General features: G+C 28.4%; 10 protein-coding genes and 1 pseudogene. 6 read left to right on the plus strand and 5 right to left on the minus strand.

Annotated features, from left to right (window positions below):
• Positions 1–42: 42 nt before the first annotated feature.
• From E4J94_RS17350 to E4J94_RS17360, 3 genes are all read left to right on the plus strand, one after another.
• Entirely contained in the window at positions 43–792 is a 750-nt protein-coding gene (locus E4J94_RS17350) for a hypothetical protein (RefSeq protein WP_135837044.1), read from the plus strand.
• A 9-nt stretch (positions 793–801) separates the two neighbouring features.
• Complete coding sequence (locus tag E4J94_RS17355) at positions 802–1,233, plus strand: transposase (RefSeq protein ID WP_135837045.1); 432 nt, start codon at positions 802–804, stop codon at positions 1,231–1,233.
• Positions 1,234–1,328: 95 nt separating this feature from the next.
• Positions 1,329–1,649, plus strand: a complete 321-nt coding sequence (locus E4J94_RS17360; protein WP_135837046.1) for a helix-turn-helix domain-containing protein — start codon at positions 1,329–1,331, stop codon at positions 1,647–1,649.
• Between the two features lie 457 nt (positions 1,650–2,106).
• Here E4J94_RS17360 and E4J94_RS17365 read toward each other — a convergent pair whose 3' ends face one another.
• Positions 2,107–2,298, minus strand: a complete 192-nt coding sequence (locus tag E4J94_RS17365; RefSeq protein WP_135837047.1) for a cold-shock protein — start codon at positions 2,296–2,298, stop codon at positions 2,107–2,109.
• 1,058 nt (positions 2,299–3,356) lie between these two features.
• Here E4J94_RS17365 and E4J94_RS17370 point away from each other — a divergent pair.
• Positions 3,357–4,454 carry a calcium:proton antiporter gene (locus tag E4J94_RS17370; protein WP_135837048.1) on the plus strand — a complete coding sequence of 366 codons (1,098 nt, stop codon included), beginning with the start codon at positions 3,357–3,359 and terminating at the stop codon, positions 4,452–4,454.
• 633 nt (positions 4,455–5,087) lie between these two features.
• Here E4J94_RS17370 and E4J94_RS17375 read toward each other — a convergent pair.
• The 4 genes from E4J94_RS17375 to E4J94_RS17390 all read right to left on the minus strand — a co-directional run bounded on the left by E4J94_RS17375 (position 5,088) and on the right by E4J94_RS17390 (position 9,154).
• Positions 5,088–5,387: a hypothetical protein gene (locus E4J94_RS17375; protein ID WP_135837049.1), complete on the minus strand. Its 300-nt coding sequence runs from the start codon at positions 5,385–5,387 to the stop codon at positions 5,088–5,090.
• Between the two features lie 463 nt (positions 5,388–5,850).
• Positions 5,851–7,032, minus strand: a complete 1,182-nt coding sequence (locus tag E4J94_RS17380) for a multidrug effflux MFS transporter (protein WP_135837050.1) — start codon at positions 7,030–7,032, stop codon at positions 5,851–5,853.
• Between the two features lie 363 nt (positions 7,033–7,395).
• Complete coding sequence (locus E4J94_RS17385) at positions 7,396–7,566, minus strand: YwbE family protein (protein ID WP_135837051.1); 171 nt, start codon at positions 7,564–7,566, stop codon at positions 7,396–7,398.
• 370 nt (positions 7,567–7,936) lie between these two features.
• Complete coding sequence (locus E4J94_RS17390) at positions 7,937–9,154, minus strand: phage integrase SAM-like domain-containing protein (protein WP_135837052.1); 1,218 nt, start codon at positions 9,152–9,154, stop codon at positions 7,937–7,939.
• A gap of 511 nt (positions 9,155–9,665) precedes the next feature.
• Here E4J94_RS17390 and E4J94_RS17395 point away from each other — a divergent pair.
• Both E4J94_RS17395 and E4J94_RS17400 read left to right on the plus strand, forming a co-directional pair.
• The gene (locus E4J94_RS17395) at positions 9,666–12,830 is read left to right on the plus strand and encodes a hypothetical protein (RefSeq protein ID WP_135837053.1); all 3,165 of its coding nucleotides are present in this window, start codon (positions 9,666–9,668) and stop codon (positions 12,828–12,830) included.
• Between the two features lie 21 nt (positions 12,831–12,851).
• Positions 12,852–13,108 (plus strand): annotated as a pseudogene (locus E4J94_RS17400) (hypothetical protein); the annotation flags it as partial.

Raw genomic sequence — 13,108 nt, forward strand, 5'->3', positions numbered from 1 at the left:
GTTAGGACTATTTATTAAATAATCACTAAACAATTTAAAATTATGAAAAAACATTTAGTCATTTTGATGAGTTTGTTTTCATCAGTTACTCTATTTTCTCAAGTAGGAATAAATACCGAAAATCCTCAACAGCTTTTTCATACAGACGGAAAATCATCTGCTGCAACTACAAATCCAACTACAGGAGTTCCTAGTGTTGCACAACAAGTAGATGATGTTGTAATAACTAATCAAGGAAGGGTTGGTATAGGTGTTACAACACCAACACAAAGTTTAGATGTAAATGGAAGAACAAGAATAAGAGTTACTGATAATTTAAATAATAATGAACCATATCAGCTTTTAGTTAGGAATAATGATGGTATTGTAAAGCAACTTGATCGTAGTACATTTATTGTTACTACAGAAAGAAAGCAGATAACATTAACAACAGGACAAACAGCAACAATTATTAATGAACAAAATTTTACTTCAGGTAATATAATTATTCTTTCTAGAAACTCATGTGATAGAAATATGATTGCATCTTTTCAAGCATTCAATGGTGCACTAGTGTTTTTAAATGGTGTAGCTAGAGATATTAGAGCTAATAGTACTTTAGTAACGATACCACCTACAGCTGTAACTTATTCACCTACATGGAACATTAAATTTCCAAATGTTTATACATGTGAGAGTGATGGAGGTACTCAGTTCGATTTTACATTATATAAAACAAATGTTAATACTTATGTATTAAAAAATGATGGAGGAGCAACTAGAACTTATGATATTATTTTTCAAAAAATTTAATTTAAAATTTTGAATTACAAGTCTATTCACATAGGAACTTTAATTAAGCAAACAGTTATAGAGAGAGGAATAGAAATATCACGCATCTGTAATTTCTTGAAATTAACTAAAGAAGAAGTGGAGGATATGTATAATAAGGAAAGTATCGATTCAGAACTACTTTTAAAATGGAGTAAATTATTAGAGTATGATTTTTTTCGGTTGTATTCTCAACACTTGATTTTATATGCTCCTGTAAAAACTAATAATTTTTCTCTTAATAGTCAAAAATCAACATTACCTAGATTTCGTAAAAATGTGTATACGAAAGAAATGATAGATTACATATTGAATAAAATAGAAACTGGAGATATGAAGACTATAGAAGTGATTGAACGTTATCATATTCCAAAAACAACTTTGTATAAATGGATAAGTAAGTATAAAAATATGGACAAATAAAAACTATACTCTCTAATTATTAATTTAACCTATTCTAATTAACCATTAGCTGCTAATCATTCTATAGTGATTAGTGGCTTTTTAAACTCAAACCAATGAAAACCAAGATAAATTATAAAACACTTTATACAGATATTATAAATGATCTCTATCCTTCAAAAAAATCAGTTTGCCAAGAAATATTGAATAAAAACACTTTATCCATACTTGATATTTTAGAATTAAATAAATTGATTTTCGAAGATGAACACAATAAAAATATTAAAGTAAATCAAAAATTCAAATCTTATTCTAAAAAGGATATTATATTGATACTAGATTATCAGAAAAAACATAATCTAAATAATTCACAATTGGCAAATCATTTTAAATTAAGTAGAAATACTGTTGCTAAGTGGAAAAAGATATTTATTTAAAAAAGCGTCAATCGACGCTTTTCTTTATTATAACCAAATATTATTCAATTAAAATTTCTGGTTTTACTTCCGGGTAATTTCTAACTATGTAAACATTATTGAACTCTTCAAATTTTTCTGTTCTACAAATTGAGATGTAGTTTTTATCTATATGCCAACAATTTCTGTACTTCCGTATAGTCTATTTAGCAGGAATTATAGTCTTACAATCTGATTTACGTGAAACCGTAAGTTTATAAAAAATGTAATCAGGATATGAAAATAATTAAAAGTTATGAATAAGAAATGAATATAATACATTTTACAATTCTAGAACAGCATCAAAATAAACAGTTGGTATTTTGAATGAAAAAAGGCTGAATTCCTTTATAGAATCAGCCTTATATGGTGTATTAAATAATATTTTAGTTTAAAAACATTTATATGTTTACGTTACTATATTATTATTAAAGTTTAATTACATACGTCTAACGTTAGTAGCCATAAGGCCTTTTTGCCCTTGTTCTACTTTGAACGAAACTTTATCATTTTCTCTAATATCATCAATTAAATTTGATGTATGAACGAAAATTTCATTCCCTGTTTCTTTAATTGTAATGAAACCAAAACCTTTTGTATCGTTAAAAAACTTAACTGTACCTTCTTGCATAATATTTTTTTTTAAAAAAAGAGAATAATAAAAAATTTCTATAATTATACATAAAGGAACTATTTCTATTCTAAAAAAAAGAAATCGTTCATTATTCTCAATAAATTAATCAACTTAACGCGTGATAATTAACGTGAAATACTTGAGATTAAAAATCAATTTGAAATTGAATATATTGAAAAGTATAAAGTAAAAGTAAAAAAATACAATATTTTAAGAAGTAAAAGGCTTGCTGCCAAAAAAATTAAAAATGGTATGTCTAAAAAATTTAGTTTGTAACTAATTAATATCTTATCTCTGATATCGCTACAAATGTAAAGTAAATAGTTGGATAAATAACAATTTGACAAAAAAAAATTAAAATAAAAGTCTGTTACTGCTTTACATTTTTTTGTTAGACTAATTTTATAGGAAAATCCATGCGAATACATTTATATGATATGAATTAGCTAAGAATGTTAGCCGATAGTGGCTTGAAAATTTACCGAGAATGATGGATTGACTGACTTGATAGGCTTCAAAAAAAGTAATAGAACATATTTCATTTATAAGATTTTTAAGAATAATAAATTAATGATGTAAATAATTATAACAACTAAAAGGCTGTAGAAGTTATATGAAGATGTATTTCTATTTTAAATCGAGTTTATAATTTACATACTAATTATTGTATAAAAATATATCATAGTTAATTGTAAAAAATAATTTATAATAATCCTGATTTTGAATTGTATCATATAAAATAATCTTTCATTTCTAATGATGGCTTTATAGATTAGCACTATATTTGGGAATATTTTATTTACATATAAGTAAATTCAAGAACTCTTATTTTCAATTTTTTTTCAAAGATTATTCAGTATTTTTTCTAGTCTTTCTAGACTTCTATTCAATTACCACTTTGATTTTAATGTCCAAAACTTAGATGTCTAAAACTATTAAAGTTTTGTTTGATTCATCATTTTTTAATGAAAGTTTCTTATACTCTATGTATATAATATTAAACAAAACACTCATTTTTTAATTCCTAAATACTACAAAAAACACTATTATCTTCTATGAAGAAAAAAATATATCTTTTAGTATGGACTATTCTTATTCCAATATTTGGATGGTTAACTTATTTTGGGCACAACTATTTTTCTGGAGCATTTTATTCTTTTATTTTATCTTTCTTGCTTATAGGAAGTGTGCTTGCAGCTGTGCATCATTCAGAGGTTATTGCTTATAGGGTAGGAGAACCATTCGGTACGCTTCTCTTAGCATTTGCTATTACTATAATTGAAGTCGCTTTGATTATTTCCATTATGTTAGGAGCAAAAGGATTAGAAACTATTACACTTGCTAGAGATACAGTTTATGCAGCTGTAATGATTATTATTACTGGAATTATAGGAGGATGTATCATTATAGGCTCTATAAAATTTAAAGTACAGAATTTTACGCTTCAGGGTGTAAGTACAGCATTAATTACTCTTACTTCTATTATCATTTTTGTACTTATTCTACCTAATTATACGATTAGTCATAATGGAGGTGAGTATACATCTATGCAATTAGTTTTTGTATCTATTATTAGTTTAGGCTTATATTTTGGTTTTACAATGATGCAGACTATTCGTCATCGTAGTTATTTTATATCTCCAGAGAATAAATTATCTAAAAATAATGCGTTACATAAACTTCCAATAAAACCATCACGCAAGGAAATGTACATAAGTATTTTATTTTTGATATTGTGTCTTGGTATTGTTGTGTTATTGGCAAAGTTACTGTCAAAAGATGTAGAACATATTGTAAAATGGGCAGGTGCTCCAAAATCTCTAGTAGGAGTAATAATAGCAGGAATTGTACTTCTTCCGGAATGTTTAGCAGCTTTTCGAGCAGCAAGAAATAATCAAATTCAAACATCATTAAATTTGGCTTTTGGTTCTGCCTTGGCAAGCATTGGGCTTAGTATTCCTGTAATAGCAATAACATCTGTAGTTACAGGAATAAGAATGAGTTTAGGTATTGATACTAAATCAACTATTTTATTAGGATTGTCATTATTTATTATTACTATTTCTTTAGCAACAGGGAAAACTAATATTATGCAGGGGTTTGTATTAATTTCAATTTTTCTAATTTATTTATTTACTATAATAATACCGTAGAAATCATATTATTTATTAGTTTTTCTGATGGTGAACAATTATTAGCTAGATGTTATATGTTAAATTTTCTTATATAAATTGAAGAAGATTGGAAATGTTTAATTAGTGATTTTTTTATATAAAAAGATAATATTTTTTAGTTCATGACTTAAAATTTCAACATTTTTTTAGTATTCCATAGTAATATTTTATTGTAATTGACATGAATTACTTTTTTTCCCTTTTATAAATGAAAGAAGAGATATGATTGGTAAGTTCTATAATGTGTTTTTTATCATTTTTAGATTATTTGGTTGATGAGTTTTTAATTGTAATTTGGAGAAATAATAGAAACTGATTAGCTATGTTTTTTGGCTTTACGATAGAAATCAGAAAAATAATTTAAACTGCCAATCTAATTAAAAATTCGAATGGAAAAATAAGTAAATACTACAAAAATAATGAGATATTCACAAAGGAAGAAGATTTTGAAAAATATGCATATTTATCCTAGAGCAAATTTCTATAAAATGGACACACCCAATTGATAATTTGGGGTTAATTTTAAATCAACTCTTAATTATATTTGAAAAAAGGTTCAACTGTAAAACAGTCAAACCTTGAAATATCATTATATAAAATTTTGAATAGTTTTTAAGCGTAATTTTTTACATTTTGAATGTAATTTCTCACATCGTTTATAAAATTTGTAGATAAAAAAGAACCTTGTATACATTCTTTTTTATTTATCTCATTAAGCAATACAATTTCTTTTAATTCATGATTCAAATTAAAAACCGCTTCAATTGCTAATAAGTTAAGTTCTAAAGTATAATTAGCATCATCTATTTGAGTTTTATTTATAGCTTTACTTAAATTATTTTGAGATTTTTGATATTCATTAATATAATATATTAAATTATCCAATTCATCATTAATTCTTCCAGTTGTCATAATTATTTTTTTTAAAAGGTACACTATTATAATTAAACTTTCTATTTTATGTTTAATTATAACATACTTATAACATAAATGGAATTTAATAAATTCAAAAAGCACAGAACGACACTAATGCCATTCTATGCTTTTTCACCTTAAATAATCATCATAAATGAATGATTTTATAAATCTACAATCTTAATACTGTTTACACGGTATTAAACGGTTAAAATGAAAATTTTAAACTATATTTAATGTTTCTTACTTTATTTAAAAGTAAATCGATTATAGAATAGTTTATTTTAATTTAAATGCTTATTTGGCTTAAGTTTTATTTTAAAAACAATAAAAGTATTTTGTTTAACAAAATAGGGATGAAGTGAAGGAAAAATAAATAGGTTTTTATTTGAAACGGCAGTTGAGAATATAAAAAAACATCTATCCTAAAATTTTAGGATAGATGTTTTGCAAAAATAAATTAAGATTTGACGTAATACAATTTGAATAATAGTAGAATTATTATAAACCAAAACATTAAAAAGAGTGGATAATATAACAAGAATGAACTGTCTATATAACTCATAATAAATGTTATGATTCCTACAATGGAATAATAATAGAGTCCTAATATAGCTCCTGAAATTCCTAAATGATCGGTATGATTTATTAAAGCATTACTCAAGCATACTGGTAGCATACAAGATAGACCAAAGAAGATAACAAATACAGCTATTAATAGGAAACTGATGACTAAGGTAGAATAAGATAAAAGGAATGAAATTGAAATCATATACAGAATTATCCCTAATAAGAAGATTAAATTGCCTGTGAAAAGGATTTGTTGATTTGTTTTCTTTATGCTCATCTTTTTGCAATATTTAGCGCCAATAAAACTAGCTAAAGCAACAATGCAACCTAAACAGCCATATTGAATCATGCTAAATTTAAAATACTCCATAAAAATAAATGGAGCCTCACCATAGTAACTAAAAATAATTCCATTTAGAATACCTATCAATCCTCCATAAATCCAAAAAACTTTATCATTTACAATCTTTTTTGTGATTTGTCTAAAACTTAGTTTAAGCTTCTTATCTTGTTGCAATGTCTCTTTTAAACCGAAAGATGACCAAAATAATGCAACCGTTCCCAATAAAATCAACAAAACAAATACCATGTAAACATCCCATATAGAGGCTACAATACTTCCCAATAGTGGACCAATTGCGGGAGAAAAAGCTAAAACAGCTGATATAGTGCTGAAAACAGCTGTTCGCTCTTTGTTATTAAAAGTATCTCTTAAAATGGTTTGACTTACATTAGAACCAGCAGCAGCTCCTATGGCTTGAACAAAACGCGCAAATAGGAGAGTGTCAAAATTAGGAGATTGTAAGCAAAGATATGAACCAATGATATACAATACTATTCCCGTTAGCATAGACGATTTTCTACCAATGATATCAGAGAGTATTCCCCAAAGTAAAACACCTATTGCAAAGCCTATAAAATAAATACTAAGTGTTTTTTGTATTTGATGATTAGATACTCCATAATCTGTAGCCAAAAATGTAAGAGAAGGAGTATAAATGGTTTCACTAATCTGCGGAAACCCAACTAAGAATATAATTAGCCAAATAAATGACTTATTTTGATTTTTCATTTTTATAAAAATTAGATAATATAAACCCTGTCGAATGCAATAAAAGCATCCGAATAATAAAATTTAGGCTCGAAATGTGAGCTTAAATAAGGGTTTTATCAACTAATTTTTAAATAGAAAAACATAATTCAATAAATGATTGAGGTTGCAAATATATGTTATTAAAAAGAATAAAAAAATGAATGAATAAATAAAATAATTAGTGAGTAATTGTTATTTATCGTCTAAGTCTTCGATACAACATTTTACAAACGTCACTCTGACTGACGATAAAAAGAAGCTGAGATAAATTCAGTTTGACAAATTACATCTCACATCTATTATCTCAAATCTCACATCTCCTACTAATACGAATAAGGGCTTTTAATTTATAATTTGATGCGTTCTAAAAATCGTCTTCAATAATTTCCTGCTCAGTCCAATTTGTCCATCCATCAAACGAACTTTTATACCATGATGATGATAAGGCGCAGAAGTCAATAAATCTTTCACGATACCCTCAGTCAATTCGCCAGTTCGTTGATCCTTTTTCAATAAAAATTAAAATTTAGATTTTTTGAGAACGGTTTTTTGCTTTTACGTGAAAACCGTAATTTATTGTGAGATGGTTGTTGTATGTTTGGAATAATATAACGAAAAAAGCTATATTTTGCTTTGCGAAAAAGAATGTTATATGCCATTTGAAAAACAGAAGCAACAATTAAGTGTCTAAACTTTGACAATTCAAATAAGTTTGACAGCAATTGTTTCGAGTATCTTGGAAAAGCCTTATATATGATTTATAGTATTAAAGTTAAAAATATAGCCAATGCTTCCAATTTATGTAGTTTAAAGTTTTAGATACATAAATTTAGAAAATAGGAGTGTAATATTTTTATGATTTTACGTAATTGAATTCAAATACCTACTTGCTCTCAAAATAGGAAGATAAACTCATAATACGTTCGTTATTTGCCGGGTTAATATATTTCAGGAACATGTGTTCGCTACTATGTCCGGTGGCTTCCATTAATAGGGGTGTTGGAATTTTTCCGTAAAAATTGCTTGCAAAACTTCTTCTTCCGATATGACTACTGAGCAGTTGCCATTTTTCCAGTATTAGTTCTTCTACACGGTGTCCTATTCGTTTTTTTCCTTTTATTGTACAGTTTAACTCAGCCACTTTTGCAACCAGCCTTATCTCTTTGTTGTATTGCTGAATATCCATTGTTTTTGGGAAAGAATTTTGATTTCTTTTGAGGATGTTCATGACAATAGGATGCAAAGGTAGAATGATCTCTTTTTTTGTTTTTTGCTGGATAAATTTAACGCAGGTCTTTTCGTTAATTGTGATTAATTTTTCCTGGTCGAAGGTAATAAAATCAGAAAAACGTTGTCCGGTATAACAGCTGATTAGTAACCAGTCTTTTGCAGCTTGTAAATCGTTCGGAACCTTTGTTTTTTTAATCGTCGAGATTTCCTCTTCATTGAGAGTTGTCATGGTTTTCTGTTGCTTTTCGCGTCGAATTTCAATCTCTCTGATGTTGGTTCTGATACCTCTTCTTTCTGCAAAATTTAAAATAGTCTTGACAAAATGAATGGTACGATATAAGGTATTATCGCTGTACTTTTCTTCTCTTCCGAATTTTATAAATTCAGTAATAAAATGACTGTTAATGGTATCGACATAAAGTCTTTGAGTGGCATATCCTTCAAAACGTTCCAATAACCTTAAAAAAACCTTATATCGTTTATAGGTAGAATGACAAATAATATCCTTTCTGAAAGAAATATAATTTTCCATAAAGCGTAAAAGCGCATTCTCAGGCAATTGTTTTTCCTTGTTAATGCAAACTTCTTTTATTTCTTTTGAAAGTTCTCTTTGAAGTGGAATTTTATGAAGATCTCGTTTAAATAGAATATGCTCTGTAACCTGCAATTTAATTTTATCCAGTTTCCTATTTAACCTCTTGAATTTTTTCAAATAAATATTACAAGGACGTTGTTTTTGAGCATCCCACTGATCAGGAGTAATGCGAAGAGAAGTTCTAAAAGTGTACTTTTTATTTTGGGATTGATCAATTAATGAAAGATGGATATTTTTCACATCTCCATTATCAGGCAAGAAAAAATTAAATGTCATTCAATCAGATTTAATAAATTAATAATGAACGAATTTAACAAAAAAAAGTAGTCCTTCCTAGACTAATTACTGAAAAATACTGTCTTAACTCTCTTTTTAAACATTATTTTTTTTAATAAAGGCGTTTTTAATTGTTTATTAAATGAGTAATTAACTAAAAATCAATTTTATAATTTATTGTGCTGTAAATCAATACGCTGAACAAATAGTCTAGGAAGGACTATTCATAAAATAATCACTAAACAATTTAAAATTATGAAAATAACAATCGACTTTTTTTATTTTATACATGGGTATAATTATATAACAATTCAATCCGATATTCTAATTTAATTAACCTATTTCTATTAGATTATTTATTCTCTCTATGTAGTTATGAGGAGCTAATTTCTATAAAATAATTAGTAGTTTTTAGAAGGCTATACTTCTTTTTTGATACAATCCTTCTAAATAAATAGAGCATTCATTAAGTAAAAAATAACAATTAAAATTTAATCAACCTTTTCTTTTTGTGAGTATACTAAACTTGTTTGGGCAGGTAAACGCAGGAGGAAATCGTATAATATGTGGTGTTGATACAGCTCTTCATGGAACAGGTTCTTCAGGAGCAACTTTCAACTGGACTATCATTAGTAAGCCTACAGGAGCTTCTAACCCTATATTTTCAAATTCAACCATACTTGAACCTACAGTTACAGGAATGAATACTCCTGGGCCATATACGTTTAGAGTAACTCAAAATCTTAGTGGACAAATTACGACTTCTGATGTAACGATAACATCTACAGGAGATGTGAGTAGTTTTTCGGCAGGGGTAGGTAGTAGTGCCACTATACCTGCTACGACAGGATCTTATCAATTGCAAGGAGTAATACCAGAAGGGTTTAAAGGTGAATGGCGAGCTGTTAATATTTACAGAAGTCAACAATCTGGTAATCCACAAGTTTCTACAAATAGTCAATTTAGTAATTCAACAATAGCAAATCCTGTTTTTTCATTAATAAATAAAGCAAATCATGAAATTGACCCAGCTTACAAGGTAATTCTTAAAATTACATCAAATTTTAACCCAAGTTGTTTTTATGAAAAGGAAATCATTGTAAGATTTATACCTAACCCTAATATTAATATTGAAACAAATAAAAGTTTTTGTTTATCTAGTTTAACAACAACACCTTCTTTAGGCTTAACGTCTGCACCTTTTATTAGTACAGATGGGTTAGCTTCTGGAGCAGCACAATTCGGAACGACTTTTACTATTAATCCCATTAGCTTTCCTTCTGGTGGAAATTTAACATTTAAATCAATAGATAATAGTACTCTTTATTTTAATCCGATAAATGTTGAAGGTATATATACATTCACAATTACTGTTAGTAATTCAGTAGGTTCCTATACAACTCCATCAATTACAATGAACTTTGCTTTTAATTTAGCATTAGGGTTTAGAGACATAAATTTAGGTCAAATAGAAAGTTATTCTGGAGGAGGAACAGGAGCATCAATGTATCCTCCATCTTATATTGGTAATTCAACACCAATTACAATTCAGTTTAAGATTGATCCATCAGAAAATCCGAATAATGTGATTACGACAGCTGCCCCTTCTAGTATAGCACCTACTGGAGGCTATCCAACAGTAGTCCACAATGGTACAGCTGGTCAACCGCTTAATAGAAATTTTACAGTAACACCTCCTGTAGGAGGATGGCGAGCAGGTACTTATGCAATTAGAGTTGGTAAAACTAAAACAGGAAGTACTTGTTCATCAAATCAAACCTATTATATTCATATTAGTGGCGGTTTTCAGACAGATATTCATGTTAACAATGTAGAAGCATGTCTTCCTGGAGCTGGGATTTCATCCGTTGTAGTAGATTTACCTGCTATAAAGTTGGGTGATAGTTCTTATTTACAAGATTACTCTCTTCGTTATGGTATTGAAACATTATCGAAACCTAATGGTGCATCTAATCCTATTATTAATAATGCAGAGCTAAATGCTGCTAATATAAAAACAGGTGGTAAAGTAACCATTACAAACTTAGATAAACCTGGAGTATATACGTTCAGAGCTTCAGCGCCTGGAAAAGATTGGGGAGATGAAAGATTTGGTTTTATAAAGAAAGAGTTTGATTTTTCGAATGCGTCAAATGAAACTATTTTTACTATTACTGTAAATGAGGAAGTTAATGCGAATGCGGGAGGAGATTATATCACAACAAGTTGTGCCCCAGGGTTTCCTTTATTAGGAAATCAAGATGGTGGACAAGGAACTTGGACGGTAGTTAGTACTCCAAGCGGAGTTAGTCCAAGTAATATAACTTTTTCGCCTGATACTACTTCAGGTTCACCATATACAATGGTAAATGGAACATCAGTAATAGGGGCTTATACATTTAGATGGACAACAAACAATGGTTCTTGTTCAAGTTTTGATGATGTAGTAGTTACAGTAGCAGATAATATGCCTGAACCATTAATAATTATAAATGAAGATGATGAAAGTGTTAAAATTTCAAATTATCATCCAACACATATTTACACTCTACCAGCTGGTTTAGCAATAGATAGTCAGGGATACATCACTGGGTTTAAATTTAATCAAACATACAGTGTTAAGGTTAGACCTTACGGGACGAATGAAAATACTATTTGTTTTTCTGAAGGATCATTTATTATAAAAAAACTGGTACAATGTACCAATCCAGCTATAGGTGGAACACCTGACGGTTATACGAATGTAGGAATCACAACTCACAGCAAACAAGAAGCTTGGCCAGATAATGTTCCAAATGGTTTTTTGGCATTAGAATCTAATACAAAAGGAATGGTGATTACTCGAGTTCAGAACTCTACTAAGATTACTGAACCAAAAGAAGGAATGATTATTTATAATATTGATGCAAAGTGTGTACAATTATACAATGGGACTATTTGGAATTGTATAAAAAATACGTGTGATCCTGTAGTAGAACCACCAAGAAAGATTAGAATCGGGAGGTTTGCTTCATATACTATAGGTTCAGGACAATTTCCAGCTTACGATAGTCAATTGACTAATGTATCTAATTATGGACCAGCAGGAACATTTAAAGGAGTTACAGGATTCGAATTTTCAGACTTATCTACTACACTTGCTAGTAGTACAGGTAGTCAATTGAAAAGTAATTATGATATTATTAATACAGGATACACTAGTATTACCTCTGTTCAGGCTCAACATGTATCTGATTTTGTAAAAGAAGGAGGAGTTGCAATTATTAATTTAGATACAAGCTCAGCTTATAATTTTAATCCAATACTGACAGCATTTGGAATAACAGGAAGTAATGGAAATGGAGCTATCTCAGCTTTAAGTTCTCCTGTTAATGAGATGAGTAATGTTTTTGGAGATACAAAAAACATTAATTTGTCAGGAGCAGCTACACAAGGGAGAGTTTTAGCAAATCAATTACCATCAACAAGTACTATTTATGCTAATGAGACAGCTACTGGAGGAGGTGTCGCAGTTTGGACGATAGGAGGAGATTTTAAAGGAAAAGTTATTTTCGTTTGGGACGAAGGTATATTTAGAGACTCATTAATAGCAGATACAGTAATTAATACACCTCAAGAAAAATTTGTTCATAATTTAATGGCTTATGCTTTAGTACAATTAGGATTTCAACCATAATAATCAATAAAAGATAATACAATGAAAAATATACAAATAGTAGTAGCCATGTTTCTTTCAATCTTTTCATTAGGGCAAGTTTCAATAGGAAAAGATAAAGTGAATGGTTCGGCAACCATTTTAGATTTTAATGAAACCAATAATACGAGAGGGATCATTCTTTCAGCGGTTAATAATGTTTCTAACGCATTAGCGACGGTTTCAGCTAATAATAATGGAACATTTTTATTAGATAAATCGGATAATAAAATTAAGATGTATGAAAATAATGTTTGGGT

The sequence above is a fragment of the Empedobacter tilapiae genome, from assembly GCF_004785645.1.
Lineage (GTDB): Bacteria > Bacteroidota > Bacteroidia > Flavobacteriales > Weeksellaceae > Empedobacter > Empedobacter tilapiae.